Here is a 26,696-nt window from a genome sequence, read left to right as displayed (position 1 = left end):
TCTGTTGCGTTCGCGCGGGGGCGCGCCTTGTCAACACCAAAAGCATCCGTTACGCCCCGCTCATGACAGTTACAGTACGTTTTGCCCCATCGCCGACCGGTCGCATTCATATCGGCAATGCGCGCACCGCGTTGTTCAACTGGCTTTTCGCCATGAACAACAAGGGCCGTTTCATCCAGCGCTTCGACGACACCGACATTGCCCGCTCGAAGCAGGAATACGCCGATTCCATCCTTTACGACCTGCACTGGCTTGGCATCTTCCCGGATGTCACCGAATACCAGTCGCACCGCTTCGAGATTTACGACGCGGCGGTCGAGCGACTGAAGGCGGCGCGGGTGCTCTATGCCTGCTACGAAACGCCGGAAGAACTCGATCTGCGCCGCAAGGTGCGCCGCACGCGCGGCCTGCCGCCGGTCTATGGCCGCGAGGCGCTGACGCTGACGCCCGAGCAGGTGGCCGAGTATCAGTCAGACGGGCGGCGCCCGCACTGGCGCTTCCTGCTGCCCAATTTCACCAGCGATCCGCTGCAGCCTGAACGGACCGAAGTGCATTGGAACGACCTGGTGCGCGGCGAGGAGACCGTCGACCTCGCCTCGCTGTCGGATCCTGTGCTGGTACGCGAGGACGGCACCTATCTCTACACGCTGCCTTCGGTGGTCGACGATATCGAGATGGGTGTCAGCCATGTCATTCGCGGCGACGACCATGTCACCAACACCGGCGTGCAGATCGCCATCTTCAAGGCGCTCGGCGCCGAGCCGCCGGTCTTCGGCCACCACAATCTGCTCACCACCGTGTCGGGCGAGGGGCTGTCGAAGCGCACCGGCGCGCTGTCGATCGAAAGCCTGCGCGAGGACGGCATCGAGCCGCTGGCGGTCGCTTCGCTGGCGGTGCTCGTCGGCACGTCGGAGAATGTCACGGCAGCGCACGACCTCAACGAGCTTGCCGGCCATTTCGACCCGGCGGCGACGTCCAAGTCCGCCTCCAAATTCGACCCGGACGAGCTCTTCGTGCTCAACCGCACGCTGATGCATCATATGTCCTTCGAGGAAGCGCGCGACCGGCTGATGGTGCTCGGCATTTCCGGCGACAAGGCCGAGCCTTTCTGGATGGCGGTGCGCGGCAATCTCGACCGCCTGTCGGACGCGGTCGCCTGGTGGCGCATCCTGAGCGAGGGCCCGCAGGAGCCGGCCGAGTTTTCCGGCGAGGACCGCGATTTCCTCAACCAGGCGTTCGAACTGTTGCCCGAGGAACCGTGGAACGGCACGGTGTGGAAGGACTGGACCGGCAAGATCAGGGAAGCCACGGGGCGCAAGGGCAAGCCGTTGTTCATGCCGCTGAGGCTCGCCCTTACCGGGCGGACTTCGGGGCCGGAGCTTTCAGATCTATTGCCGCTGATGGGTCGGGAAGGAACGCTGGCCCGACGACCCTGACCTTGCGCTGGTCCGGCGGCAATGCCGAGACCGGCGACACCGGCGCCTTGGTGGTCAGCCGCTTGATCGCGTCCTGGTCCAGCCCGCCCTCGGCATTGGCGAGCGTTTCCGGATCTGCGCCGGGATCGGGCTTTACCGCCGGCATCGGGATGAAGGGCGCTGCCTCGTTCTCCGGCTGCGACTGTTCGGGATTGGGCGGGTTGCCGCCGATGATCGTGAAATTGCCATTGCTGGCCTGCGCGTTGCAGCCGCAAGTGGGCGGGCGCGAGTAATTGGCCTGCTTGTAGAGATAGGCGGTCGGCAGCTCGCTGTAGGGTTGACCGGTCGCCGACGAGGTCATCGAGCCCGAGTCGTCGTCCATGCCGCGCGAATAGAAGACCTGCATCTCGGTGCCCGGGCAACTCGATTCGCAGTTTTTCTGGTCACGCTCGAAGTCGCCGACGGAAGCGGCGTTCGACATCGGGAAGAAATAGCCGTCGCAGGTGCGCACGCACATGGTGTGGAACTCGCCGCCCAATCGCGGCAGGCCCATGCCGTCCGGCTGGTTGATGATACGGCGGATGTTGCGCACGCTGGGATCATCTTCAGGTACATCCGCCGCGTCCGGGACGTCGGCGGCGTCGGGCGTTTCGAATTGCTGGTCCTGGCGGCCGAAAAGCTGCTCGAACAGATTGCCGCCGCCATTGTCGCGCGCCGCCTCCCGAAGCGGCGCGCGGCGCGGCGCGATCTCGTCGTCGCGGCAGCCATTGGCATCGAGCGCCGCGAGAATGCGGCCACGGTCTCGCTGCGTGCCGCCGGCGGCCAGGCGCTCGCGCTTGGCCTGCAACGTGTCGAGATTGGCGTTCATGCGCTGGATCGAGGCATTGATCGCCGCGCACTGGCTGACATTGCGCGAAAACAGCGTGAAGCCGCAATTGGCGTCGCTCGCCCGGCCGCGGGCCTTGGCAAGCTGCTCGCGCTGGCGCTGGATGGCATCGTCATATTTGCGCACGATGCCCGGCCCTCCGCCGCCGCCGCGTGTTGCGGCGAGTTCGGCTTCGAGTTGCCTGCACGCGCGAGACGCGGCCTGGGATTGGGTCACGGCGACAGCCGAGCCTGCAAGCGCTGCAAGCAGCGCCAACAGATGGGTCAGCTTCAACGCAGCACCCTTCATCCGAAACCCCAATTGCCCGCCCAAATCGCTTGATCGACCCGAAGCTACGCCGCCGTGGTTAATCGACTATGCCAGAGTCGGCGCCACCGGACCCAGAACAATTCGGCACCTGGCGTTTTCGACCGGAAACACAATTTGCCGTCGCCGGCCCAAAAACGCCGAGAGCCTAAAAAAGACGCTTTCGCGCGGGACCAATTCCACGAATTCGGCTTGCAAGAGAGGGGCGATGCATGATCCCGATGACCCGACGAAGCGCGCTGCAACTCGGACTTCTGTTCCTGGCGGTGCCGGACGCGATGGCCAGGAAAGCCACGCCCGCGATGGCGAAGAGCGCCACGCCCGCGATGGCGAAGAGCGCCACGCCCGCGATGGCGAAGAGCGCCACGCCCGCGATGGCGAAGAGCGCCACGCCCGCGATGGCGAAGAGCGCCACGCCCGATTGGACCTTCAGGTTGGTCGATGCGGCGCGCGGGCAGATCGGCGTCACCACGCTCTACGATCCGACATATACCCGCATTCCTTATCCTGGCGGGGATGTCGCGCAGGACCGGGGCGTGTGCACGGACGTCGTGATCCGCGCCTATCGCCACGCCTTCCGGCTCGACCTGCAAAAGCTGGTGCATGAGGACATGCTGGCCAATCTCGCCGCCTATCCGAAGGCCTGGGGCCTGAAGTCGACCGATCCGAACATCGACCACCGCAGGGTGCCCAATCTCGCCGTGTTCTTCGAACGGCGAGGCGCTTCGCTCGCCGTCAGCGACGATTCCGCCGACTACCAGCCGGGCGATCTCGTCACCCAGATGCTGCCCGGCAACCTGACGCATATAGCCATCGTCTCGACCAATCGCTCGGTCGAGGCGCCGGAACGGCCGCTGGTCATTCACAACATCGGCCAGGGCGCCCGCGAGGAGGATACGCTATTTGTCTTCAGGCGGACGGGGCATTTTCGCTTCGCGCCTATCTGAAAAGCTTAGCGTCCCACCTAGCCCAACTCGACCACCGCCTGCGCCTTGTGCGCCGCCTCGACCACGGCAAGCGCGGTCATGTTGACGACGCCGCGCGAGGTCACCGACGGCGTCAATATGTGCGCGGGCTTGTCCGTGCCGAGCAGGATCGGCCCGACATGCAACGCGTCCATCATGGCGCGCAGCGCCGTCAGCGTAATGTTGGCCGAATCGAGGTTCGGGAAGACCAGCAGGTTGGCTTCGCCCTTCAGCCGCGAATGCGGATAGACGCGCTGGCGCAGATGCTCCGAAAGTGCTGTATCGGCATGCATCTCGCCGTCGCACTGCAAGCCGGGCGCGATGCGGCCGAGGATTTCCGCCGCGCGGCGCATCTTCAGCGCGCTGGGCGAATCGCGCGAGCCGAAATCCGAATGCGACAGCAGCGCTGCCTTCGGCTCGATGCCGAAGCGCTGGATTTCCTCCGCCGCCAGCACCGTCATTTCAGCGATCTCCTCCGCCGTCGGGTCGACCGACACATGCGTGTCGGTGAGGAAGATGATGCCGCGCTGCGAGATCAGCATCGACAGCGTCGACAGGTCCCTGTCCTTGATGCCCGCGCGGGGACCAATGATGAGGCTGACATTGCGCAGATGCCTCTCGAAGCGGCCTTCGAGACCGCAGACCATGGCGTCGGCGTCGCCCCGCTTCAACGCAAGCGCGGCGATCACGGTGTTGTCGGTGCGCACCATGGTGCGGGCGGCTTCCGTCGTCACCCCGCGCCGGCCGGCCAGTTCGATCAAGAGGTCGACATAATGGCGATAGCGCGGATCGTCTTCCGGATTGATCAGAGCAAAATCGACGCCGGGCTTGATGCGCAGACCGTAACGCTTCAGCCTGACCTCCACCACATGCGGGCGGCCGATCAAAGTCGGTTCGGCGATGCCTTCCTCCAGCACCACCTGTGCCGCGCGCAGCACGCGCTCGTCCTCGCCGTCGGCATAGATGACGCGCTTGGCGCTCGAAGCCTTGGCGGAGGAGAACACCGGCTTCATCACCAGGCCGGAGCGGAAGACGAAGCGGTTCAGCTTGTCGATATAGGCGAGGAAGTCGGCGATCGGCCGCGTCGCGACGCCGGTGTCGCAGGCGGCTTTCGCCACCGCCGGCGCGATGCGCAGGATAAGGCGCGGGTCGAAGGGCGAGGGGATCAGGAAATCGGGGCCGAACATCGGCGTCTCGCCGGAATAGGCGCGCGCCGCGACATCCGATGGCTCCTCGCGCGCAAGGGCTGCGATCGCCCGCACGGCCGCCATCTTCATCTCCTCGTTGATGGCGCTGGCGCCGCAATCGAGCGCGCCGCGGAAGATGTAAGGAAAGCAGAGCACGTTGTTGACTTGATTGGGAAAATCCGAGCGCCCGGTGCAGATCATGGCGTCCGGCCGCGCGGCTCTTGCCGCTTCCGGCATGATCTCGGGATTGGGGTTGGCCAAGGCCAGGATCAGCGGTTTCGGCGCCATGTGCTGCAGCAGCTCCGGTTTCAGCACGCCGGCGGCGGAAAGGCCGAGGAAGACGTCGGCGCCGGGAATGACGTCGGCCAGCGTGCGCGCCTCGGTATCCTTCACATAAGGGTCTTTCCAGCGATCCATCTCCTCGACGCGGCCCTTATGGGCGACGCCGAAACGGTCGGTGACCCAGATGTTTTCGACCCTGGCGCCGAGCGAGACCAAAAGGTTGAGGCAGGCAAGCGCCGCGGCGCCGGCGCCCGAGGTGACGATCTTGATGTCGGAGATCGCCTTGCCGGCCAGTTCCAGCCCATTGAGCACCGCGGCTGCAACGATGATCGCCGTGCCGTGCTGGTCGTCGTGGAAGACCGGGATGCCCATGCGGGCCTTCAGCCGCTCCTCGACCTCGAAGCATTCGGGCGCCTTGATGTCCTCGAGATTGATGCCGCCGAAAGTCGGTTCCAGCGCTGCCACCGTCTCGACCATGCGCTCGATTTCCGGCGCGTCGATCTCGATGTCGAAGACGTCGATGCCGGCGAATTTCTTGAACAGCACCGCCTTGCCTTCCATGACCGGCTTGGAGGCGAGTGGACCGATATTGCCGAGCCCGAGCACGGCGGAGCCGTTGGAGACGACGCCGACGAGGTTGGCGCGCGCGGTGTAGTCGGCGGCGGTGGCGGGATCGTCACGGATCTCGAGGCAGGGCGCGGCCACGCCCGGCGAATAGGCGAGCGCAAGGTCGCGCTGATTACCGAGCGGCTTCGTTGCCTGGATCTCAAGCTTTCCCGGCGTCGGGTGCTTGTGGAAGAAGAGGGCGGCCTCGTCGAGGTCCGACCGGGCCGTTTTCTTGCTCTCGCTGTCCATTGCGGCCCCTCCCTGCGATACTGGTTTGGAGCCTTTTAGCATGCGTCGGAGCGTTTTCGCGACGGCAAATAGCGGGCTCCGGCCTTCACAATGTCGGAGCGAAAATAATCAATCGATTCCAGTCGGTTGGGCTGTGGGCCTCAAGCCTTTTGGATTGGCTACGGTCAGAACGCGCTGACGTAGAGGCCGCCATCGACCGGGATGTTCTGGCCGGTGAGGTAGCCGGCATGGACCGAGCACAGGAAGGCGCAGATCTGGCCGAATTCCTCCGGCGTGCCGAGACGTTTTGCCGGCACGTCGGCGCTGATGCGGGCCTTGCGCGCGGCGGCTGCCGCCGGATCCTCGACTGTCCCGGCCTCGTGCGGGCCGCGCAGCCGGTCGGTGTCGAGCTTGCCGGGCAGCAGGCTGTTGATGGTGACGTTGCGGTCCATCACGGTACGTGCCACTCCGGCGAGGAAGGAGGTCAGGCCGGCGCGTGCGCCGGACGACAGGTCGAGGCCGGGGATCGGCACATAGACCGACAGCGAGGTGATGTTGACGATTCGGCCGAAGCCGCGCTTGGCCATGCCGTCTATGACTGCCTGGATCAGCTCGATCGGCGTCACCATGTTCTGCGTTACGCCTTCGAGGATCTTGGTGCGGTCGAGCTCGCGGAAATCGCGCAGCGGTGGGCCGCCATTGTTGTTGACCAGAATGTCGGGGTCGGGGCAGGCGGCAAGCATCGCCTTCTGCACGTCGGGCTTCGACACATCACCGGCGACTTCGATCACCTTGACGCCGAACTTTTCGCGAATCTCGGCGGCGGTTTTCGCCAGCAGCTCTGCGTTGCGGCCGTTGACGACGAGATCGACACCCGCTTCGGCCAACGCCACGGCGCAACCTTTTCCAAGTCCCTTGCTCGAAGCGCAGACGATGGCTTTCTTGCCGCGAATGCCGAGATCCATGACGGTTTTCTCCTGATTGACTTGCACGCAAGCTAGCGCCTGGGCTGGACCAACCGCAACCGTCATACGGTTGTTGCATGAATCGGGGCATAGGCACGCGAAAGCCAAGGGTAAAATCGTGATGTCAGACCCAGAGCCCCGCACTTTCCGCGCCCTGTTCATTTCCGACGTGCATCTCGGCTCGAAAGCGGCCAAGGCCGATTTCCTGATCGACTTCCTGCGCTATCACGAAGCCGACATCATCTATCTGGTCGGCGATATCGTCGACGGCTGGCGGCTGCGGCGCAGCTGGCACTGGCCGCAGAGCCACAACGACGTGGTGCAGAAGTTGCTGCGCAAGGCGCGCAAGGGCGCCTCGATCACCTATATCGCCGGCAACCACGACGAATTCGCCCGCCAGTTCCAGGGCGTGCATTTCGGCGGCATTGTCGTCGCCGACCGTGCCATCCACGAGACCGCCGACGGCCGGCGCCTGCTGGTCATCCATGGCGACCAGTTCGACACGGTGGTGCATAACCAGCGCTGGCTCGCCTATCTCGGCGACCATGCCTATGACGCGGCGATGCTGGTCAACCGTGTCGTGACCAGGCTGCGCCACCTGCTCGGCCTGCCTTACTGGTCGTTCTCGTCATGGGCCAAGGTCAAGGTCAAGAAGGCGGTGAACTTCATCGGCTCGTTCCAGACCGTGCTTTCGGAAGAAGCGCGGCGCTCGCATGTCGACGGCGTGATCTGCGGCCACATCCATCACGCCGCGATCGAAAGCTATGGCGACGTGCAGTACATCAACACCGGCGACTGGGTGGAAAGCTGCACGGCAGTGGTCGAGCATTTCGACGGCCGCATGGAGATCCTGACTTGGGCGCATGTGCTGCCGGAGGCTTCGGCCGGCAATGAAGCGCTGGTGCCGGTCGATATCATCGACCTCAAGGGCAGGGCGGCCCAGGCGGCTTGAACGTAGCTGCCTGTCCCTGGTTCAGCCTGCTGCCTTCGTCGCGCTGATGTAAAGGCGCGCCGCGTTCGCTCCCAGGTCCGTCAACAGCTTTGCTCTGATCTATTGATCCAGCCAGTTCCGCCGCGCTTTGCCGCATGTTAGGGATCGGACACGTTGCACGGACTAGAATGCAGCGAAATTGGATCGATTCATGTCGCTGCCGCCGCTATCGCCCGAACAGCTTGTCAAGCCAAGCCATTTCGAACTGCGCATGAGCCTGATCTTCGCGACCTTGTTCGTGTCGCAAGGCACCCACCTGCCTTACTTTCCGCTCTGGCTGCAGGCGAAAGGTTTTCATGCCGAGCAGATTGCGGTCATCCTGGCGGCGCCGATGTTCCTGCGCGTCGTGACGACGCCGATGCTGACCGCGCTTGCCGACCGCGCGAAGGACCGTGCCAACGTCTATATCGCGCTGGTCGCCGGGTCCGTGGTCGTCTCCGCCGGCTATTTCCTGCCGGCCACCTACGCCATCGTGCTTGCCGTGTCGCTTTTGCTGACGATCGCGTGGACGCCGCATTCGCCGATGGCCGACTCGCTGGCGCTCTCGGGCGTGCGCCGCTTCGGCTCGAACTACACGGCGATGCGCAAATGGGGCTCGGTCTCGTATCTCGGCGCCAATGTCGTGGGCGGCTTCATCCTTGCGGCTACAGGCCCCCAGGCGGTTCCGGTCATCATCTTCGTCGCGCTTGGCGCGGCCCTGGTCGCGGCGCTGGCGGCGCCGCGCATGGGGCGGCCGCGCAAGGCCTCGCCGCTTTCGGCCACCGAGATGCAGCATAAGGCGCCGAGCCTGTTCAACGCCTATTTCCTCTATTTCACCCTCGGCGTTGGCATCATCACCGCCAGCCACGCCTTCCTCTACGGCTTCGTCTCGATCTACTGGAAATCGATCGGCATCGGCGATTCCGTCGTCGGCCTGCTATGGGCCTGGGGTGTGGTGTCGGAAGTCTGCATGTTCCTGTTTTTCAACCGTATCTTCGCGTCCATCTCGGTCGCCAGGGTGATGGTGATCGCCGGTATCGGTTCGATCGTGCGCTGGATCGCCTTTCCGCTGGTCTGGCCGCTCGGCCTGGGCGTTGCCGGCTTCTTCGGTGTGCAGACGCTGCATTCGGTGTCGGTGGCGATGGTGTTGATCGGCCTGCAGAAGATGATCGGCGAGACGGTTTCCGAGGAACGCACCGGTGCTGCGCAAGGTATCGCCTATTTCTTCAACGGCTTCTTCATGGCGGCGGTGACACTCGCCTCGGGCCCGCTCTATGATCGCCTGGGCGTCGACGGTTTCTGGGCGATGATCCCGATCGCGATCATCGGCATGGTGTTGATAGGCCTCGCTTCCCGCTCAGCCCCAAAGCACCCTGTCAGGGGGTGAAACGACCGATCCCTGGTAGACAAGGCCAGGTTCGCGATCGCGCGCCAGCAGCAGTGGACCGTCGAGGTCGACGAAGTCCGCATCCTGCGCCAGGAGCACCGCCGGGGCCATGGCGAGCGAGGTGCCGACCATGCAGCCCACCATGATACCGAAACCCAGGTCGCGCGCGCGGTCGCGCAACTTCAACGCCTCCGTCAAGCCGCCTGATTTGTCGAGCTTGATGTTGACGGCGTCGTAGAGGCCGACCAGCGCATCGAGGTCGTTTGCGGCATGCACGCTTTCGTCGGCGCAGACCGGCACCGGATGCGCGATCCGGCGCAGGATGTCGTCCTTACCCGCCGGCAGCGGCTGCTCGACGAGCGTGACGCCATGCTGCGCGGCGAAGGCGAGGTTCGCTTCGACATTTTTGTCAGTCCAGCCTTCATTGGCATCGAGGATGATGCGGCTTTGGGGAGCGGCTTCGGTTACTGCGCGGATTCTGGCCATGTCATTGTCGCCGCCGATCTTGACCTTGAGCAAGGGCCGCGCGGCATTGGCGCGCGCCTGCGCCGCCATGGCCTCCGGCGTGGCGAGCGACAGGGTGTAGGCGGTTTCCAGCGGCTTGGCCGGAAGGGCCCCGATCGTCGCCGCCACCGACGTGCCGGTCAGCTTGGCTTCCAGGTCCCACAGGGCGCAGTCTATGGCATTGCGTGCCGCGCCTGCCGGCATGGCATCAAGCAGCGCGATCCAGCTTGTGCCGCCGGCGATCTGGTCGCGCATCGCCTCGATAGCGGCGTATACGCCGTCCATGGTCTCGCCGTAGCGCTTGTAGGGCACGCATTCGCCGCGTCCGGAACGTCCCCCGTCGGTGATCGTTGCGGTGATGACTTCGGCCTCGGTTTTGGATCCGCGTGAGATGGTGAAGGTGCCGGCGATCGGGAATCGCTCCATTTCGACCGAAATGACACGCGCCATAATTTTCTTCTCCGGCTGTGCGACACCGGTCTGCCGGCAAATCGACACGCAAGTCCCGCCACGCTAAACAGGACGCCATGTTGACCATCCGCAAACGCGAAGCAAGCGGCGAGGCCAAGGACGCCGAGCACCGGCCGCGCGTTGCCGTGGGCGAGGAAGGAGGCGTGCTGGGTTGCGCCTTTTCCGGCGTGTGGACGACGCGAACCGTGGCGTTGGTCGATGCCGACATGCGCAAGATCGAGCAAAAAAGCGGCGCAAAACAGCTGGTGCTCGACCTTTCCCATATCGAAAAGATGGACACGGCCGGCGCCTGGCTGATCGACCGGCTGGCCAGCGCCTTCGAGAAGAAGGGCGTCGAGGTCCATTTGCAGGGGCAGAGCGAAATCGCCTCGATCCTGCTCGGCGCGGTCGGCGACGCCGTTCGTCGGGAGCCCGAATCGGGCCCGTCCGGGCCGCCCAACATCATCCTGCGCGCGCTGGAGCTGGTTGGTCGGCGGGTCTATGAGATGCGCGACGATTTCTTCGCCTCGATGAACATTCTCGGCGCCACGATCCGCGGCGCGCAGATGAAGCTTGGCCGCGGCCACGCGGTCAATCCGGCCGCGATCTTCAACCAGATCGACCGCATGGGCGTCGGCGCGATACCGGTGGTGGTGCTGATGTCGGCCATCGTCGGCGCCATCGTCGCCCAGCAGGGCGCCTACCAGCTCAGCTATTTCGGCGCCAACATCTTCGTCGTCGACCTGGTCGGCGTGCTGATCCTGCGCGAGCTCGGTGTGCTGATGACGGCGATCATGCTCGCGGGACGTTCAGGCAGCGCCATCACCGCCGAGATCGGCTCCATGAAGATGCGCGAGGAGGTCGACGCGCTGAAGGTGATCGGCCTCAATCCGATCGGCGTGCTGGTCTTTCCGCGCCTCGTCGCGCTGGTGATCGGGCTACCGTGCCTCACCATCATCGCCAATTTCGCAGCCCTTGGCGGCGGCATCGTCGCCGCCTGGCTCTATTCCGACATTCCGCCGGCCGCGTTCATCGACAGGCTGCGCGTCGCCATCGATCTCAGCACCATCTTTGCCGGCCTGATCAAGGCGCCGTTCATGGCCCTGATCATCGGCATCATTGCCTCGGTCGAGGGCATGAAGGTCGGCGGCAGCGCCGAATCGCTCGGCCTGCACGTGACCGCGTCGGTGGTGAAGTCGATCTTCGTCGTCATCATCCTCGACGGGCTTTTCGCCATGTTCTACGCAGCGATCGGGTTCTGAAATGGCGAACGGCAACGGCGCCACGGCAGCAGAGCAGACGGACGACGACGAAATCGTGCTTTCGGTGCGCGACGTCACCGTCGCCATAGACGGCAAGCTGATCCTCGACAAGCTTTCACTCAACATCAAGCGCGGGGAAATCCTCGGCTTTGTCGGCGCTTCTGGCGCCGGCAAATCAGTGCTGTTGCGCACCATATTGGGACTGATGCCGAAGCAATCGGGGACGATCAGCCTGTTCGGCGTCGACGTCGACAAGGCAAGCGACGCCGACCGCCTGCGCATCGATATGCGGCTTGGCGTCCTTTTCCAGCATGGCGCGCTGTTTTCGGCGCTGACGGTGCTGGAAAACGTGCAGGTGCCGATGCGTGAATATCTCGACCTGCCCAAGGCGCTGATGGACGAACTCGCCTTGCTCAAGATCGAGCTGGTCGGGTTGCCGGCCGACGCGGCGCGGAAATTTCCCTCCGAGCTTTCCGGCGGCATGATCAAGCGCGCCGCGCTGGCGCGCGCCTTGGCGCTCGATCCCGACATCGTCTTTCTCGACGAGCCGACATCGGGGCTCGATCCGATCAGCGCGGCCGAGTTCGACGAGCTGGTCGTCAAGCTGCGCGACACTATGGACCTGACGGTCTACATGGTCACGCACGACCTCGACACGCTGTTCACCGCTTGCGACCACGTCGCGGTGCTCGGCAAGAAGAAGGTGCTGGTCGAAGGCACGATCGACGACATGCTGAAGAGCGATGAGCCGTGGGTGAAATCCTATTTCCGCGGAAAACGTGCCCGGCAACTTGATCTTGCGGCGCGCGCATAGCCATAAGTGGGGCGATGGAAACAAGAGCCAACTACGTAATTGTCGGCATCTTCACACTGGGCGCGATCCTGGCGGCCTTCGCCTTCGTCTATTGGACCGCGGCGATCGGCGACAAAGGCGAAACGATCATGCTGCGCGTGCGCATTCCAGGGTCGGCCTCGGGCCTCGGCCGCGGCAGTTTCGTGCTGTTCAACGGCGTCAAGGTCGGTGACGTCAAACGGGTTTACATCGACGTCGACAATCCGACGGTGGCCATCGCCGATACCGAGATCGACCGCTTGACGCCGATCACCAAGTCGACACAGGCCGATATCGGCCTGGCCGGCCTGACCGGCCAGGCCAATATCGAGCTGCGGGGCGCCGACCCCAAGGAAGTGAAGCTGCTCGACGAGGCGGAGAAAGAGGGCAGGATCCCCGAGATAACGGCCAATCCGTCGGCGGTCACCAACCTTCTGCAGACGGCGCAGAACATCTTCACCCGCGCCGACAAGGTGCTGAGCGAGCTCGAAGGCTTCACCAAGGACGTTCGCGGCCCGCTGACGCAGACGGTCAAGAATGTCGAGACCTTCTCGGACGCGCTGGCCAAGAATTCCGACGGCATCGACAAGTTCCTGACGGCCGTCAGCTCGCTTTCCGATCAGTTGAAGAATGTCTCGGGTCGCCTCGACAGCACGCTGAAGGCCGCCGAAGGCCTGCTCAATTCCGTCGACAAGGACCAGATCAAGAGTATCGTGGCCAATGTCGACACGGTGACGGCGAACCTGAAGGAGACCTCGAAGCAGTTCGACACGGTCATCGGCAACGTCAACACGGCGGTAGGCTCGATCAACGATTTCGCCAAGCAGACGCAAGGGACCTTGGCCAAGGTCAACGGCGTGCTCGACGGCATCGATCCGGCCGACGTCAAGGCCGCCTTGGCCAACATCCAGAAGGCCAGCGCCAGCGCCGACAAGGCGGCCTCGGACATCGCCAAGGTGACCGACAAGATCGCCAACCGCTCCGACGACATCAATGACACCATCAAGAACGCCCGCCAGCTTGCGCAACGGCTCAACGACGCCTCGGTGCGCGTCGACGGCATCCTGGCCAAGGTGGACAAGCTCCTCGGCTCCGGCGAGGCCAACGGCGTGATGGCCGATGCCAGGGCGACGTTGAAATCCTTCAAGCAGGTGGCCGACACGCTGAATGCGCGGCTTGGCACCATCACCGACAATCTGGCGCGTTTCTCCGGCCAGGGTCTGCAGAATGTCGAAGCGCTGGTGCAGGACAGCCGGCGCTCGATCAACCGCATCGAGGAAGCGGTGACCGACCTCAGCCGCAACCCCCAGCGCATTCTGTCCGGCGGCGACGGCGAGGTCCGGCAGTTCGATGGAAGGGCACGGCGTTGACTTCGGCCGCCGCGACCGCCAAGAAAATAAACCGTGAATGCGGGTTGATCGTAAGATCCGGGGACAACGGGGATCACGCGTGAAGTCGGTCAGGGTGGTAGCGGGTCGTTTGAGATTGTCCGCAGCAGCGTTGCTGGTGCTTTCGCTTGCCGGCTGCGCGGCCCTCGGCGGCAAGCCGACGCCGCTCGACACGTTCGAGTTGTCGGCGCCGTCGGTCGACGTGCATGCCCACAGCCGCCGCCAGATCCTGATAGCCCAGCCATCGGCGCTGAAGGCTCTGGACAGCCAGAACATCGTCATCAGGCCGTCCGACCGGTCGATCCAGTTCCTCAAGGGCGCGCAATGGGCGGACCGGCTGCCGCTGATCGTGCAGGCGAGGCTGGCCGAAACCTTCCAGCGCTCCGGCAGCTTTGCCGGCGTCGGCAAGCCGGGCGAGGGGCTGGCGATCGACTACCAGATCATCGTCGAGGTGCGCGCCTTCGAGGTGCGCGTCAATGGCGGCGAGCATGCCGAAGTCGAGCTGTTCGTGCGCATCCTGAACGACCGCAACGGCGAGGTGCGCGCTTCGAAGAATTTCACCGCGAGCGCACCGGTCTCCGGCAGCGGCAACGCGGCTTACGTCGGCGCGCTGGACAACGCCTTCGGCCAAGCGGCGAAGGACATCGTCCGCTGGACGGATTCGGCGATCTGAGCCTCTCGGCCAGGCCGACAATCCAACTTATGGACATGAAAAAGGCGGGTCGAGACCCGCCTTTTTAGTTCCGATTCTGCTTGGCTGCGTCAGTGCAACCGGCCGCTGGCGTGGGCCAGCATGGTGTAGACCTTGCCGGTGTCCGACGTCAGATAGGTCTGTGCCATGATGTTGTCGCGGTCGTTGCGCGCGACATCCTTGAGCAACTTCTCGAAATCCTCGCAGTAGCGATCGACCGCGGCGCGGAATTCTGCCTCCGCCTGGTACTTGCGACGGATCTCGTCGAAAGTCTGCTGGCCCTTCAGCGTGTAGAGGCGACGCGTGAACACGTCGCGCTCGCCGCGCCGGTAGCGGTTCCAGAGCTCGATCGAGGCGTCATGGTCGATGGCCCGCGCGATGTCGACGGAGAGCGAGTTGAGCGACTCCATGACATGTAGCGGCGAGCGCTGGGCAGGCGTCGCGCGCGGCGCCTCCACCGGCGCTGCCGGCCGCAGCTCTTCCTCGCGCGAGGCGTTGGTGAGGAGATCGCGCACCCAGCCACCCTGCGGGGGCTTGCCGTTCGGATCGCGGCGCGGCGCCTCGGCGGGACGTTCCAGGTCGAGCGTGCCGCGCAGCGTGGTCTCTGCAAGCGGCGCCTGCGGAGCGCGAGCCGTTGGCTGTGGTTGCGGCTGTGGCTGCGGCGCGGGCGGACGGCGCAGCGGCGGCTCGGTGGCGCGGGCCGGCGCCTGCGGAGCAGGGCGCAGACCGCGCGGTTCGCTCTGTTCGCTTGAGCCGCTGCGGCCGGATTTCGCAACGATATCCGACAGTTCCTTGAGCGCATTGATCTGCTCGGCGACAGCGCGACGGATGGCCGAGGTCGATTCCTTGGCCTCTTCCGGCATCTCGATGACGCCCTTCTTCAGCTCGGCGCGGGTCAGGTCGAGCTCGCTCTTGATCGAGCCAGCGGTGCGACGCATCTCCTCGGTCGCGTCGGCAAAGCGACGCGTCGCCGAATCGACGACCTCGGCGATGGCGGTGCGGATCTTTTCCGCCGATTCCATCGTGCGGCCCTCCGCCGTCTGCATCGTCTGGCCGACGAGGCTTTCGAAGGAACGCATCACCTTCTCGAGGTCTTCCGACTTCTTGACCAGGCCGACGGCGAGGTCTTCCAGCGAGGACTGACGCTCCAGCGTGTGCTCGAGATTGCTCTGCGCGGAGCTGAGCAAATTCGAGGCGCTGGAGAGCAGGCGGCTGTGCTCGTCGAACTTGGTGGCGATCGAGGCCACCTCGCGCAGCGTCGCCGAGGACAGGTCGGTGAGCCGCGTCGTGTTGGAATCGACCAGACGCGCCGAGCTGGCGAAGGTCTGTGCGGCCTTCTCCGTGGTCGTGGCGAAGCTCTGCGTGCTGCCCGAGAGCCGCTCCTCGACCTGGCCAAGGTTGACGGCAGCCTGCTCGATCAACTGGCCGAGCTGCGCGCTGGAGGTCGTCATGCGGCCGATGAGATCGGCCACGCTGTCGGAAAGTGAGGAGCGGGCGCCTTCGACGGCCGAAAGCGTCTCGGCCGTGCGGCTGGCCAGCGCGTTGACGAGGTTCGTGTTTTCGCTGCGCAACTTCTCGGCCGCCCGTTCGGTGACTTCTTCCATACTGCGCTGCAGTTCGGAGCCGCCCTGGGCGAAGCGCTCGACCAACGGCTTGGCCGTCTCGTCGAGGATCTTGGCCATCTCGGCCGAACGCGCCGCCAGCATGGTGTTGAGCTCGCGGGTGTTGGCGCCGATGGTCTTGGCGGCTTCGTTGGTGCTCTGGCCAATATGCTGGCCGACCGCAGTGAAGGTCTCTGCGATGACGTTGGCGCGCGCGATCAGCTGGGCCTCGGCGCTGGAGACCTGCTCGTTGAGCTTCTGGCCCATGGTCTCGGCGGTGTAGGCGAGGCGGTTTTCCACGCTCGCGACCTGGTCCTCGACGCGGGCGGCAGCGGCAGAGGCGCTTGCGGCCAGCCGCTCGTCGGCGCCGGCCAGCGCCTGCTCGATCTCGCGGGCATGCACGGCAAGCTCCTGCCCGGTCTGGCGGGCACGGTCGGCGACACGCTGCTCGGTGGCGGCGAAGGCACCGACGATCGTGTCGGCATGCTCGCCGATGGTCGAGCTGGTCGAAGCAATGCGCGACACCAGGCGGTTGTCGGCGTCGTCGAAGATTCGGCCGATTTCGCCGGCGCGGGCGGAAAGCGCTTCCGAACCCTCGGCGATGCGCGCCATCAGCTGCTGGTCGGCACCGTCGAAGATGCGGCCGAGATCGGTGGCACGGGCGGCCAGCGCTTCGGCCGATTCCGTGATGCGCATCGAGAGCCGCTCGTCGGCTCCCTCGAAGTTGCGCAGGATGTCGCCGGCGCGGGCAGCCAGCGACTGCGCCGTTTCGACGGCGCGGGCAACCAGCTTCTGGTCGGCGGCATCGAAGGTATTGGCGATGTCACCGGCGCGTGCAGCCAGCTTGTCGGCGGTTTCCTCGGCGCGAGCCATCAGCGCGTTCGAGGCGTCGTCGGCGCGCGCCATCAGCATATTGGACGTATCCTGGGCGCGCTCGTGCAGGCGGCGGTCCGCCGCCTCGAAGGCCTGGGCGATGTCCTCGGCCCTGGAAAGCAGTGCGGCGGAAGTCTGCTCGGCGCGTTCTGCGATCTTGCGGTCGGCGTCGCTGAAAGCCTCACCGGCCTGCTCGTGCAGGGTGCTGGTGACTTCCATGACCTTGTCGCGCAACGCGCCCGCCACGAACACGGCGGTCTTTTCCAGCACGCCGCGGACATTGTCGACGCCGGTCGACAGCGCACGCTCCATGGTGCCGGCGCGCTCCTCGATGACACCGGTCTGCCGGTTGAAGGCCTGCTCGATCTTCTCGACGTCGGCGGCAATGGCGGCCGAGATGTCGCTGCTCCTGGCGGCGATCTGGTCTATATGGCCGGACACCGAACGATCGACGTCCTTGCGCGCGTCGGCGAGCTTGACGAGATCGTCTTCCAGGGCCTTGGCCAGCATGTCGCGGCCTTCGGACAGCTTGCCGACATGGCCGGCGATGACGTCGTCGATCTCCGAGCGGCTTTCCCTCAGCTTTTGAAGGTCCGCTTCGAGGGCGCGCTTGAGGATATCGCGTCCCTCTGCGAGCTTTTCGACCTGGCCGGCGACGAGGCCGTCGATGCCGGAACGGCTTTCGGCCAGCTTGGCGAGATCGGCCTCAAGGGCGCGTGTAAGCACATCGCGGCCTTCCGCCAGCTTCTCGACCTGGCCCGCGACAAGGCCGTCAATGCCGGCGCGGCTCTCGGCGAGCTTGGCGAGGTCGGCTTCAAGAGCGCGGGTAAGGATGTCGCGGCCTTCCGAAAGCTTCTCGACCTGGCCGGCGACAAGGCCGTCGATCGAGGCACGGCTTTCGGCAAGCTTGGCGAGGTCGGCCTCCAGGGCGCGCTTGAGGATGTCGCGGCCCTCGGCGAGCTTCTCGACCTGGCCGGACACAAGGCCGTCGATGCTGGAACGGCTCTCGGCGAGCTTGGCAAGATCGTCCTCGAGCGCCTTGGACAGCGTCGCGCGGTTCTGCAACAGCTGGTCGGCATGGGTCTGCATGAGGCCGCTGGCATTGGCCATATCGGCATCGAGGGCGCGCGAAAGCTCGGCGCGGTGGCCGGTGATCTTATGCGAATGATCGACGATAGCGCCCTGGATGGTGTTGAGGTCGGCCTCCAGCGCGCGCTTGAGGATATTGCGGCCCTCGGCGAGCTTCTCGACCTGGCCGGCTACCAGCCCGTCGATGCTGGAACGGCTCTCCGCCAGCTTGGCGAGATCGTCTTCCAGCGACTTCGACAGCACCGAACGGTCCTGGACGAGCCTGTTCTGATGGTCGGCGATGGCGCCGCTTACATTCTGCAGATCATCCTGCAAGGCGCTAGACAAGGTCGCGCGATCCTGCGCGAGCCTGTTCTGGTGATCGGCGACGGCGCCGCTGACGGCCTGCAGGTCGGCTTCGAGCGCTTTCGAGAGCTGCGAGCGATCCTCCAGCATCTTGTCCGAGTGTCCCGCAATGGCACCCTTGATGGTGTTGAGGTCGGCCTCCAGGGCGCGCTTGAGGATATCGCGGCCTTCGGCGAGCTTCTCGACCTGGCCGGCGACCAGCCCGTCGATGCTGGAACGGCTCTCCGCCAGCTTGGCGAGGTCGGCTTCCAATGTCTGCGACAGCAGGCTGCGGTCGTCGGCGAGCTTGCCGGCGTGGCTGTCGATCAGGCCGCGGATGCCGCTCAGATCGCTTTCAAGCGCGCGGCTAAGTTCGCCGCGGTCCTCGGCGAGCTTGGTCGAGTGGGTCTCGATCAAGCCGCGGATGCCGATGATGTCGGTTTCGAGCGCCTTGGCGAGCACGGCGCGGCCCTCGGCGATCTTCTCGACCTGACCGGCGACAAGGCCGTCGATCGAGGCGCGGCTGTCCTGCAGCTTGCCGAGATCGGCCTCCAGCGCGCGCGCCAGGATGTTGCGGCCCTCGGCCAGCTTCCCGACATGGCCGGCGACCATTTCATCAATCATTGTACGGGCTTGGACAAGTCTGCCGGAGTCTTCGTTCATGGCCTGAGACAGGCGGTTGCGGCCTTCCTCGAGCTGCTCCAGATGGCTGCCCAGCGACGCATCGATGGCGGCGCGCGACTCGTTGACCTTGCGCAGATCCTCTTCCAGCGCACGCGAGATCAGGCCGCGGCCTTCCGCCAGCTTCTGCACCTGGTTGGTGACGGCGGCATCGATCGCGGCGCGGCCCTCTGCGAATTTCGCCAGGTCCTCCTGCATTGCGGCAGCCATGCGTTCGCGGCTTTCCGAGAGCGCGCGGCTGTGGTTGTCGACGGCTTCCTCGATGCCGACACGGGCATCGGCCAGTCGCTGGATGTCGGAATCGAAGGAGCGCGACACCACATGTCGGGCTGCTTCCATACGCCCGGCGAAGTCGGTGGCGCGGGCTTCGAGCATGGAGGAGGTCGAGGAGATGATGTCGGCCATGTCGGCGCCGATCTGGGTCTTGCCCTGATCGATCATCGCCGACAGCGTGTCCTTGCTCTCCGCGAAGGCGTGGGCGATTTCCTTGGCGCGCTCCACCATCGTCTCGTTGATCTGACGGGCGCGCGCTTCGAGGGCGGCGTTGAGCTTCTGCGTGCCGGTGTCGAGCGCCTCGGCGCGGGTCTGGAATTCGCTGATCAGCGCCTGGCCGCGTTCGGCCAGCGTCCGTTCGATGCCGCTGAGGCTCGCCTCGAACTCCGAGTTCAAGGTGCGCGCCGCGCCGCCGAGCAGCGAGACCATGCCATGGGTGCGGTCGTCGAGCAGGTCGGTCAGCGAACGGGTCAGGCCGTCCGTGGTGTCGGTCAGCTTGGCGATACGGGTGTCGAGGAGGCTCGCGAAAGCCTCGCCGGAGGTCGAAAGACGGTCGGTGATGTTGTCCAGGCGCGATTCCACGGAATCGAAGATCGACGTCGAGCTTTCATTGATGCGATCGATCAGCGTGTCGCCGGAATTGTTGATCGTCATCGACAGCTTGGTCGATGCGTTGAGGATCGAGTCGCGGATGATGTCGCTGGCCGCGCCGATCTCGTCGCGCAGCGTCTCGTGAGCGCCGGCAATGGAGGCGCGCACGCGCTCGGCATGGGTGACGACCGCCTCGCGCTCGCTGCCGAGACCATCGACCAGCGAACGGATGCGGGCTTCGTTCTCGGAATAGGAGCGTTCGATCTGGCTGACTTCGCCGTGGACAAGCGTTTCGAGCTCGACCGCTCGGGCCAGGGTGCGCTCGATGCCTTCGCCCATGGCCGCCACCTCGCGGCGAACGGCCTGGCCGATCATCATGACACGGTCCTGGGCGAGGTTTTCAGGCTCCGCAAGGCGGAAGGCGACCTCGGTCATGGATTGCGCTGCGATGCGCATTTCCTGCGCGCGCCGGATCATGGCGGCAAACGCCCAGAACAGGATGACCGGAACGATCGCGGCAACCGCAAGGCCGATCAGCTCTGGACGGGCGAAGAACTGGTCGAAGGTACGGATCTTCCAGATGCCGGGGCCGAACAACAGGTTGGCCAGGCCGCCGGCGCCGGCGATCCAGGCCAGCGAGATAAAGGCGATCACCCAGTAGACGGTGCTCGACGCACGCCGGTTGAGGCTGTGCAGCAGCGTCTTGTAGTCCTTCTGGCGGTCGTCATTGGCGGGCGTGAAACCTGCGGGAGGGGTAAAGCCGGTCGACTGCCCATTGCGCGGCTCGACCGGACGCAACTCGGCAGGCTTGGCCGCTGGCGCCTTGGGAGCTTGGGAGGTGGCAGGCTGGGGATTGTTTGCCGGCTCCGTCCTCTGGCTGCGGCCTTCGCGCGCCAACTCGTCGGCTGCCGCCGAAATCTGCGCTTCGAGGTCCTCCATCGACGCCGCCATGTCGAGGCCGCCGTCGTCGCCGTCAAGGTCAAGGTCAAGCGCCTTTTCCAGTTCCGCGGCTACGTCACTCTCGAGAGACTTGGTCGTCGTTGGTTTCTTAGCCATGCCTTCGCTACCCTGTACTAGCTGCCGCGGGACTTATGATTTTGGCCTGATTCTGGCCCGATTCTGGCTTGTCTATCCCGAGCAGGAGGCTGAAAAATGGACCTTCGTATCGTAATGACACACAGGGGTAAAGAAAACATGCATTCCGGGCGATACGTAAAACTTTAAATATAAGGTTAACGGAGACGTGATCCGACTGCCTCCGTGACAACATTTTTCGCCTGCAGTCGTTAACCCGTTGGCGACCGGAGTCGCCTATTTTCTTGGGCCCGTCTGCCCGCTTTATGGAGTTGCAGTGCGTATGCGTGGCGAAAGTGGTATTGCGTTTTCCATGCCGGGGGGAGATGCCTCCGGAACGGCTGGAGCCCGACCGGTTGATCTCGGCCATCTGGCGCGCCAGACGATGGGCGACCGCGACCTCGAACGCGAGGTGCTGGCGCTGTTCGTCCACCAGTCGCTCACCGTCCGCGACCAGATCGCCGACGCCGACGCCAGGCAAAGGGTGCTCCTGGCGCATGGCCTGAAGGGCTCGGCGCGCGGCATCGGCGCCTTTGCGGTGGCCGATTGCGCGGCGATCATCGAAAGTCAGCCGGAAGACGTCCGGGCGCTCAAGAGGCTCAGCACGCTGATCGAGGAAGTGCGCGACTTCATCGCCGGGATCAGCCGCTAGCACCATCTTTTTGAAAAACGTCATTTCGTGGCGCTTTCGCGCCGCAGTTGACTTGTCCGGTGGAGTGATTATCTCGGCTGCGACTCCTCAGGTGACTTAATGACAAAGCTGACTTACATCGCCCATGACGGGACCCGGTTTGACGTGGAGGCCGAAAACGGCTCGACCGTCATGGAAAACGCGATCCGCAACGCGGTGCCCGGCATCGAAGCCGAATGCGGCGGCGCCTGCGCCTGCGCGACCTGCCATGTCTATGTCGATGAAGCATGGACGGCCGAGGTCGGCGAGCCGGAGGCGATGGAAGAGGACATGCTGGACTTCGCCTATGACGTCCAGCCGAACTCGCGTCTCTCCTGCCAGATCAAGGTGCGCGACGCGCTCGATGGGCTAATCGTTCGGGTCCCCGAACGCCAGGGTTAAGGTGCGTCGATATTCAGGTGAGGCCGGCCTGCAAATGCCGGTTCCTGCGCTTCCGGTGCTCACGTACTTAAAAGTACGCTCCGCTCCGGCCTTCGCCGGCCGAAGCCCTCATAAGGGTCTCCGCTCCATGAAGGCTACGGCCGGCGTAGGCCGGTTCTCGGAACCCGCCATTTTCGACTCGGCCTGACCTGAATCTCGACACACCTTAATCACCTTCCAAATTTTCTTTCGCGCTGGCTGCTTGGCAGCAGGCGATAGCTCATGCAGTCTCGCTTCATTCCCAAAAAGGGGCGCAGCGCATGAGCGAGACCATCAAGACGGACGTTCTCATTGTCGGGGCAGGGCCGATCGGGCTGTTTGCCGTGTTCGAGCTCGGCCTGCTCGACATGAAATGCCATCTCATCGACATTCTCGACCGTCCCGGCGGGCAATGCGCCGAGCTCTATCCGGAGAAGCCGATCTACGACATTCCCGGCTGGCCGACGATCTCCGCGCAAGGCCTTGTCGACAAGCTGATGGAGCAGATCCATCCGTTCAAGCCGGAGTTCACGTTCAATCGCATGGTGTCGAGCCTGGAAAAGCTCGAGGACGGAACCTTTCGCGTCGCGACCGACGAAGGCGAGATGTTCGAAGCCAAGGTGGTGGTGATCGCCGCCGGTGGCGGCTCGTTCCAGCCCAAGCGCCCGCCCATTCCGGGCATCGAGGCGTATGAAGGCAAGAGCGTCTTCTATTCCGTCCGGCGCATGGAGGAATTCCGCGGCCATGACCTCGTCATCGTCGGCGGCGGCGATTCGGCGCTCGACTGGACGCTCAACCTGCAGCCGATCGCCAAAAGCGTGACGCTGGTTCATCGCCGCCCGGAATTCCGGGCCGCGCCCGACAGCGTCAACAAGATGTATGCCATGCAGGAAATGAAGCAGCTCGCATTCCTGGTCGGCCAGGTCAGCGGCCTTGCCGGCGCCGACGGTCAGCTTGCTTCAGCGACCATCAAGGGCGGCCCGGGCGGCGACGTCGAGGTGCCGTGCACCCGCATGCTGCCATTCTTCGGCCTCACCATGAAGCTCGGGCCGATCGCCGAATGGGGCCTTAACCTGCACGAGAATCTGATCCCGGTGGATACCGAGAAGTTTCAGACGTCGGTCCCGGGAATCTTCGCCGTCGGCGACATCAACTGGTATCCCGGCAAACTGAAGCTGATCCTGTCAGGCTTCCACGAGGTGGCGCTGATGGCGCAGGCCGCCAAGCGCATCGTCAGCCCGGGCGAGCGCATAGTCTTCCAGTACACGACCTCGTCGACCAGCTTGCAGAAGAAGCTCGGCGTCCACGACTGAGGTACGCCGATATTCAGGTGAGGCCGGCCTGCGAACGGCAGCTTCCTGCGCTTCCGGTGCTCACGTACTTAAAGTACGCTCCGCTCCGGCCTTCGCCGGCCGAAGCCCTCATAAGTGTCTCCGTTCTATGAAGGCTACGGCCGGCGTAGGCCGGTTCTCGGAAGCCACCATTCTCGACTCGGCCTGACCTGAATCTCGACATACCTCAACACGCCGCAGATGAGTCTACTCCGCGAGCACGGGCGCGGCATGCTCTTCGCGGCCGCGCAATTCCTTTTCCGGCATCAGGAAGAGCGCGACAAGCGTCAGAACGAGCGTGATGCCGGCGGCGACGAAGATCATCACGAACGGCAACGCCGATGCCAGCTGAATATGCGTCTGCGAGCCTTCTGCGGAGAGCGGCAGGCCGTAGCCGAGCGCAACCGCGCCAAGCATGGCGACACCGAGCGCGCCGCCCAGCGTGCGCAGGAAGGTCAGCACGCCCGTCGCGACGCCGAGATGCGCGCGATCGACGGCATTCTGGACCGAGACGGTGGCAACCGGGAATGTGGTTCCGCTGCCCAGGCCGATCAGAGTGGTCAGGATTTCCACCTCGAGCAGCGAGGCGTGTTCGGCAATGGCACTGAGCAGACCAATGCAGACAATGGCCAGGCTGACGCCGATCATGGCGATGCGCTTGTAGTGGACGAAGCGTGGGATCATGCGGCCGCTGAAGGTCGCGCCGGCGACCGTGCCGAGCAGGAGGCCGAGCATCGCGGTGCCGGATTCGCTGACCGAAAGCCCGACGATCGATTGCAGATAGACCGGCAGGTAGACCGACGCGCCGATGTTGGCGGCCTGCAGCAGGAACATCGATAGTGTGCCGGCAAGCACGATCGGGTTGCTCAGGACTTCCAGCGAGATCAAAGGCTCGGCTGCCCTCAGCAGCCTTAGCGCGAAGAAGGCCCAGAACACGGCCGAGCAGGCGACCAGCCCGAGGATTTCGCGGGAGAACCAGGGATAGGCGCTGCCGCCCCAGTTGAGCGCCAGGAGCAGCAGCGACGTGGCGATGACCAGCAGCACCGCGCCCAGGCCGTCGATGCGGTGGTTCTTGGCCGCGATCGGCAGCTTCCTCAGCGGATTGTTGATGATGGCCATGGCCAGGAAGCCGATCGGCAGGTTGATCCAGAAGATCAGCGACCAGTGCAGGTGCTCGGCGAAGACTCCGCCGAGCAGCGGACCGGCGACGCTGGCGACCGCCCAGGTGCCGGAGATCCAGGCTGCATAGCGCGCTCGTTCGCGCGGCGGCACGAGATCGCCGATGACCGTCTGGGCCAGCGCGAAGAGACCGCCGCCGCCGGCGCCCTGGATGGCGCGGCCAATGACCAGCACCAGCATGTTGGGAGCAAGCGCGCTGACCAGCGACCCGAGCAGGAAGACGAGGATGGCGGCGTAGATGACGGGACGGCGTCCGTAGACATCGGAAATCTTGCCGTAGAGCGGCGCCATGGCGGTCGCGGTCAAAAGATAGCCGGTGACGATCCACGGCAGATACTCGGCATGACCGAGCGAGCGAGCGATCGTGGGCAGGGCAGGAGCTACGATGGTCTGATCAAGGGCCGCCAGCAGCATCGATAACAGCACGCCGCCGATGATGGCGTTCTTCTCGCTCTCGCTCATCGGCGCGGCTTTCGTCGCCATCGTTTCGACGGTCTGGTCCATGCGTCATTCTTTCAAAGGCTGATGCCTGGCGCGCCAAGACGGCTTTGGCCGGTCGCGCCGTTCATTCCCATCGCGGATGAGGGTCCGGGGTGTTTCGAACCGCTATATGTCGTTCGATATAGGCCGATTTCGACCGCCGCTCGAAAATTTCTGCGATCTGGCACCATGTTTGGGTGAAATTGGCCTTGGGCTCCCGCAGGTCAAGGCGGCGGCAGTTGGCCGGCTTCGACGCGCTCCATGCGGTAGCGCATCAGCCGCAGGATACGGCTTTCGAAATTGACGCTCTCGACCCGGTCGAAGCGCAACTGGTCCTGGTCGTGCCTGGCGAGCTCGGCTACCTGGATCGCGGCGGCCTTCACCTTCGCCTGTTCGCAAGTCTTCTGCACAGGAGCGGCCTTCAGCGCATCCTCGAGCGCGCGCGCATGGTTCTTGGCGATCTCGACATGGCGCTCCTCATGCCGCTTGATGTCGGCCGACAGCGTGTCCCAAAACAGCCTGACGTCGGGATCGGATTTGCGCGGGCGCCGCCACTCCGGGAGGATCACCTTGACCTTCACGGTGACGGCCGCGTCGGCGACGCGGCAGGACTGCGCGCTCTGCGCATAGCTGATGCGGGTCGTGAACGCCATCTGCGTGGCGCCGGGATGGCGCGAGCCGGTGCTTTTCACCTCGGGCCCGTTCCTCGACAGCTGGTTCTGGATATCGTCGAGCGTGCGGCCGCCGACGCTGAAATAACTGTAGGTCTTGACCAGATTGGCCGCGCCCGCCGGCATGGCGGTCAAGGCGAGCATCAGGGCGCAGAGCAGGGGTCGCTTCATCATATTGCCTCTTCACGCACCTTGCTTTAGGGCCGTCGCCAGCGCAACGAAATTGATTTCGCGCGGATCACGCATGGTTGATGGACAATGACGACAAGGCGATGGCAGCTGGCGCATGGACGCTATCTCGACCTCGGTCCGAAGGCGGTCGTCGTCGGCATCCTCAATGTGACGCCCGACAGTTTTTCGGACGGCGGGCTGTTCATCGCGCCTGAAAAGGCGCTGGAGCAGGCGCGCCGCATGGTGAAAGAGGGCGCCGCCGTCATCGATGTCGGCGGGGAATCGACGCGGCCGGGTTTCGCCCCGATCTCGGCCGAGGAAGAGCAGGCGCGCGTGCTGCCGGTCATCGCGGCGCTCGCCGCTTCCGGCGAGGCGCTGATTTCGGTCGACACCTATCGCGAGGACACCGCTCGGCTTGGCGTCGCCGCCGGCGCCCATATCGTCAACGACGTCTGGGGGCTGCAGCGCGAGCCGGGCATCGCGCGCGTCGCCGCTGAGACCGGCGCCGGGCTCGTCATCATGCATACCGGGCGCGAACGGCAGAAGCTGCCCGACGTGATCGAGGACCAGTTCCTCTTCCTGCGCAACTCGCTGGAGATCGCGCACGCCGCGAAGGTCGCCGACAGCCAGATCGTGCTCGATGCCGGCTTCGGCTTCGCCAAGGAAACGGCGGAGGAAAACCTCGACCTGATGGCGCGGTTTTCCGAGCTCCAGGCGCTCGGCTATCCGTTGATGGCCGGGACCTCGCGCAAGCGCTTCATAGGCAACGCGACGGGGCGCGAGCCCGCCGATCGGGCAGCCGGCACGGCGGCTACCAGTGTCATCCTTCGCTTGAAGGGAGCCGACCTGTTTCGCGTCCACGATGTCGCAATCAACGTGGATGCGCTGGCGGTCACCGATGCTATGCTTGCCCGCGAAACCGAGCTTCCTCCCGGACACTGATC

19 protein-coding genes are annotated in these 26,696 nt (G+C 64.7%); 12 read left to right on the top strand and 7 right to left on the bottom strand.

Annotated elements, in window-relative coordinates:
- Positions 1-62 precede the first annotated feature (62 nt).
- Positions 63-1,436, top strand: a complete 1,374-nt coding sequence (gene gltX / locus WDX12_RS28115) for a glutamate--tRNA ligase (protein ID WP_434722766.1) — start codon at positions 63-65, stop codon at positions 1,434-1,436.
- Here gltX and WDX12_RS28110 read toward each other — a convergent pair.
- The gene (locus WDX12_RS28110; RefSeq protein ID WP_434722765.1) at positions 1,354-2,589 is read right to left on the bottom strand and encodes a DUF2865 domain-containing protein; all 1,236 of its coding nucleotides are present in this window, start codon (positions 2,587-2,589) and stop codon (positions 1,354-1,356) included. The two genes, gltX and WDX12_RS28110, sit on opposite strands and share 83 nt — an antisense overlap.
- A 230-nt stretch (positions 2,590-2,819) precedes the next feature.
- Between WDX12_RS28110 and WDX12_RS28105 the strand changes: the two genes are divergently transcribed.
- The gene (locus tag WDX12_RS28105; protein WP_434722764.1) at positions 2,820-3,554 is read left to right on the top strand and encodes a DUF1287 domain-containing protein; all 735 of its coding nucleotides are present in this window, start codon (positions 2,820-2,822) and stop codon (positions 3,552-3,554) included.
- A gap of 17 nt (positions 3,555-3,571) precedes the next feature.
- On the opposite strand, the gene WDX12_RS28100 is transcribed toward WDX12_RS28105, so the two are convergent.
- Both WDX12_RS28100 and WDX12_RS28095 read right to left on the bottom strand, forming a co-directional pair.
- Positions 3,572-5,896 carry an NADP-dependent malic enzyme gene (locus WDX12_RS28100; protein ID WP_434722763.1) on the bottom strand — a complete coding sequence of 775 codons (2,325 nt, stop codon included), beginning with the start codon at positions 5,894-5,896 and terminating at the stop codon, positions 3,572-3,574.
- 164 nt (positions 5,897-6,060) lie between these two features.
- Positions 6,061-6,840, bottom strand: a complete 780-nt coding sequence (locus WDX12_RS28095; RefSeq protein ID WP_434722762.1) for an SDR family oxidoreductase — start codon at positions 6,838-6,840, stop codon at positions 6,061-6,063.
- A 121-nt stretch (positions 6,841-6,961) separates the two neighbouring features.
- On the opposite strand from WDX12_RS28095, the gene WDX12_RS28090 reads away from it, so the two are divergent.
- Together WDX12_RS28090 and WDX12_RS28085 are read left to right on the top strand one after the other, a co-directional pair.
- A complete protein-coding gene (locus WDX12_RS28090; protein WP_434722761.1) occupies positions 6,962-7,792 on the top strand; it encodes a UDP-2,3-diacylglucosamine diphosphatase in 831 nt (276 codons plus the stop codon).
- Positions 7,793-7,982: 190 nt separating this feature from the next.
- Positions 7,983-9,197, top strand: a complete 1,215-nt coding sequence (locus WDX12_RS28085) for an MFS transporter (RefSeq protein ID WP_434722760.1) — start codon at positions 7,983-7,985, stop codon at positions 9,195-9,197.
- Here WDX12_RS28085 and dgcA read toward each other — a convergent pair.
- Complete coding sequence (gene dgcA / locus WDX12_RS28080; RefSeq protein ID WP_434722759.1) at positions 9,168-10,151, bottom strand: N-acetyl-D-Glu racemase DgcA; 984 nt, start codon at positions 10,149-10,151, stop codon at positions 9,168-9,170. The genes WDX12_RS28085 and dgcA overlap by 30 nt on opposite strands.
- Positions 10,152-10,228: 77 nt before the next feature.
- Between dgcA and WDX12_RS28075 the strand changes: the two genes are divergently transcribed.
- From WDX12_RS28075 to WDX12_RS28060, 4 genes are read left to right on the top strand one after another with little or no spacing between them, the layout of a single operon-like run.
- The gene (locus WDX12_RS28075) at positions 10,229-11,413 is read left to right on the top strand and encodes an ABC transporter permease (protein ID WP_434722758.1); all 1,185 of its coding nucleotides are present in this window, start codon (positions 10,229-10,231) and stop codon (positions 11,411-11,413) included.
- A 1-nt stretch (position 11,414) separates the two neighbouring features.
- Complete coding sequence (locus tag WDX12_RS28070; protein WP_434722757.1) at positions 11,415-12,227, top strand: ABC transporter ATP-binding protein; 813 nt, start codon at positions 11,415-11,417, stop codon at positions 12,225-12,227.
- A gap of 14 nt (positions 12,228-12,241) precedes the next feature.
- Complete coding sequence (locus WDX12_RS28065; RefSeq protein ID WP_320295808.1) at positions 12,242-13,615, top strand: MCE family protein; 1,374 nt, start codon at positions 12,242-12,244, stop codon at positions 13,613-13,615.
- Positions 13,616-13,652: 37 nt separating this feature from the next.
- Positions 13,653-14,306: an ABC-type transport auxiliary lipoprotein family protein gene (locus WDX12_RS28060; RefSeq protein WP_434722756.1), complete on the top strand. Its 654-nt coding sequence runs from the start codon at positions 13,653-13,655 to the stop codon at positions 14,304-14,306.
- 89 nt (positions 14,307-14,395) lie between these two features.
- On the opposite strand, the gene WDX12_RS28055 is transcribed toward WDX12_RS28060, so the two are convergent.
- Positions 14,396-20,812, bottom strand: coding sequence for a kinesin (locus WDX12_RS28055; RefSeq protein ID WP_434722755.1), 6,417 nt, complete (start codon positions 20,810-20,812; stop codon positions 14,396-14,398).
- A gap of 301 nt (positions 20,813-21,113) precedes the next feature.
- Between WDX12_RS28055 and WDX12_RS28050 the strand changes: the two genes are divergently transcribed.
- The 3 genes from WDX12_RS28050 to WDX12_RS28040 all read left to right on the top strand — a co-directional run bounded on the left by WDX12_RS28050 (position 21,114) and on the right by WDX12_RS28040 (position 23,233).
- A complete protein-coding gene (locus WDX12_RS28050; protein ID WP_320295805.1) occupies positions 21,114-21,482 on the top strand; it encodes an Hpt domain-containing protein in 369 nt (122 codons plus the stop codon).
- 99 nt (positions 21,483-21,581) lie between these two features.
- On the top strand, positions 21,582-21,902 hold the full coding sequence (locus tag WDX12_RS28045) for a 2Fe-2S iron-sulfur cluster-binding protein (protein WP_127253704.1): 321 nt from the start codon (positions 21,582-21,584) through the stop codon (positions 21,900-21,902).
- Positions 21,903-22,201: 299 nt separating this feature from the next.
- Positions 22,202-23,233, top strand: coding sequence for an NAD(P)/FAD-dependent oxidoreductase (locus tag WDX12_RS28040; protein WP_320295804.1), 1,032 nt, complete (start codon positions 22,202-22,204; stop codon positions 23,231-23,233).
- A 225-nt stretch (positions 23,234-23,458) separates the two neighbouring features.
- Here WDX12_RS28040 and WDX12_RS28035 read toward each other — a convergent pair whose 3' ends face one another.
- Together WDX12_RS28035 and WDX12_RS28030 are read right to left on the bottom strand one after the other, a co-directional pair.
- Positions 23,459-24,934: an MDR family MFS transporter gene (locus WDX12_RS28035; protein WP_320295803.1), complete on the bottom strand. Its 1,476-nt coding sequence runs from the start codon at positions 24,932-24,934 to the stop codon at positions 23,459-23,461.
- Positions 24,935-25,134: 200 nt separating this feature from the next.
- Positions 25,135-25,755, bottom strand: a complete 621-nt coding sequence (locus WDX12_RS28030) for a DUF922 domain-containing Zn-dependent protease (protein WP_320295802.1) — start codon at positions 25,753-25,755, stop codon at positions 25,135-25,137.
- An 84-nt stretch (positions 25,756-25,839) separates the two neighbouring features.
- Between WDX12_RS28030 and folP the strand changes: the two genes are divergently transcribed.
- Positions 25,840-26,694 carry a dihydropteroate synthase gene (gene folP / locus WDX12_RS28025; protein WP_434722754.1) on the top strand — a complete coding sequence of 285 codons (855 nt, stop codon included), beginning with the start codon at positions 25,840-25,842 and terminating at the stop codon, positions 26,692-26,694.
- The last annotated feature ends 2 nt before the right edge of the window (positions 26,695-26,696 follow it).

It is taken from the genome of Mesorhizobium sp. RIZ17 (assembly GCF_051127865.1).
GTDB classification, from domain to species: Bacteria; Pseudomonadota; Alphaproteobacteria; order Rhizobiales; family Rhizobiaceae; genus Mesorhizobium; species Mesorhizobium humile.
This window is presented reverse-complemented; position numbering and strand designations above follow the sequence as displayed.

What these genes read in the sequence shown, in the direction of transcription:
- gltX (WP_434722766.1), top strand. Translation starts at nt 63, where the DNA reads ATGACAGTTACAGTACGTTTTGCCCCATCGCCGACCGGTCGCATTCAT.
- WDX12_RS28110 (WP_434722765.1), bottom strand. Translation starts at nt 2,589, where the DNA reads ATGAAGGGTGCTGCGTTGAAGCTGACCCATCTGTTGGCGCTGCTTGCA.
- WDX12_RS28105 (WP_434722764.1), top strand. Translation starts at nt 2,820, where the DNA reads ATGATCCCGATGACCCGACGAAGCGCGCTGCAACTCGGACTTCTGTTC.
- WDX12_RS28100 (WP_434722763.1), bottom strand. Translation starts at nt 5,896, where the DNA reads ATGGACAGCGAGAGCAAGAAAACGGCCCGGTCGGACCTCGACGAGGCC.
- WDX12_RS28095 (WP_434722762.1), bottom strand. Translation starts at nt 6,840, where the DNA reads ATGGATCTCGGCATTCGCGGCAAGAAAGCCATCGTCTGCGCTTCGAGC.
- WDX12_RS28090 (WP_434722761.1), top strand. Translation starts at nt 6,962, where the DNA reads ATGTCAGACCCAGAGCCCCGCACTTTCCGCGCCCTGTTCATTTCCGAC.
- WDX12_RS28085 (WP_434722760.1), top strand. Translation starts at nt 7,983, where the DNA reads ATGTCGCTGCCGCCGCTATCGCCCGAACAGCTTGTCAAGCCAAGCCAT.
- dgcA (WP_434722759.1), bottom strand. Translation starts at nt 10,151, where the DNA reads ATGGCGCGTGTCATTTCGGTCGAAATGGAGCGATTCCCGATCGCCGGC.
- WDX12_RS28075 (WP_434722758.1), top strand. Translation starts at nt 10,229, where the DNA reads ATGTTGACCATCCGCAAACGCGAAGCAAGCGGCGAGGCCAAGGACGCC.
- WDX12_RS28070 (WP_434722757.1), top strand. Translation starts at nt 11,415, where the DNA reads ATGGCGAACGGCAACGGCGCCACGGCAGCAGAGCAGACGGACGACGAC.
- WDX12_RS28065 (WP_320295808.1), top strand. Translation starts at nt 12,242, where the DNA reads ATGGAAACAAGAGCCAACTACGTAATTGTCGGCATCTTCACACTGGGC.
- WDX12_RS28060 (WP_434722756.1), top strand. Translation starts at nt 13,653, where the DNA reads ATGCGGGTTGATCGTAAGATCCGGGGACAACGGGGATCACGCGTGAAG.
- WDX12_RS28055 (WP_434722755.1), bottom strand. Translation starts at nt 20,812, where the DNA reads ATGGCTAAGAAACCAACGACGACCAAGTCTCTCGAGAGTGACGTAGCC.
- WDX12_RS28050 (WP_320295805.1), top strand. Translation starts at nt 21,114, where the DNA reads ATGCGTGGCGAAAGTGGTATTGCGTTTTCCATGCCGGGGGGAGATGCC.
- WDX12_RS28045 (WP_127253704.1), top strand. Translation starts at nt 21,582, where the DNA reads ATGACAAAGCTGACTTACATCGCCCATGACGGGACCCGGTTTGACGTG.
- WDX12_RS28040 (WP_320295804.1), top strand. Translation starts at nt 22,202, where the DNA reads ATGAGCGAGACCATCAAGACGGACGTTCTCATTGTCGGGGCAGGGCCG.
- WDX12_RS28035 (WP_320295803.1), bottom strand. Translation starts at nt 24,934, where the DNA reads ATGGACCAGACCGTCGAAACGATGGCGACGAAAGCCGCGCCGATGAGC.
- WDX12_RS28030 (WP_320295802.1), bottom strand. Translation starts at nt 25,755, where the DNA reads ATGATGAAGCGACCCCTGCTCTGCGCCCTGATGCTCGCCTTGACCGCC.
- folP (WP_434722754.1), top strand. Translation starts at nt 25,840, where the DNA reads ATGACGACAAGGCGATGGCAGCTGGCGCATGGACGCTATCTCGACCTC.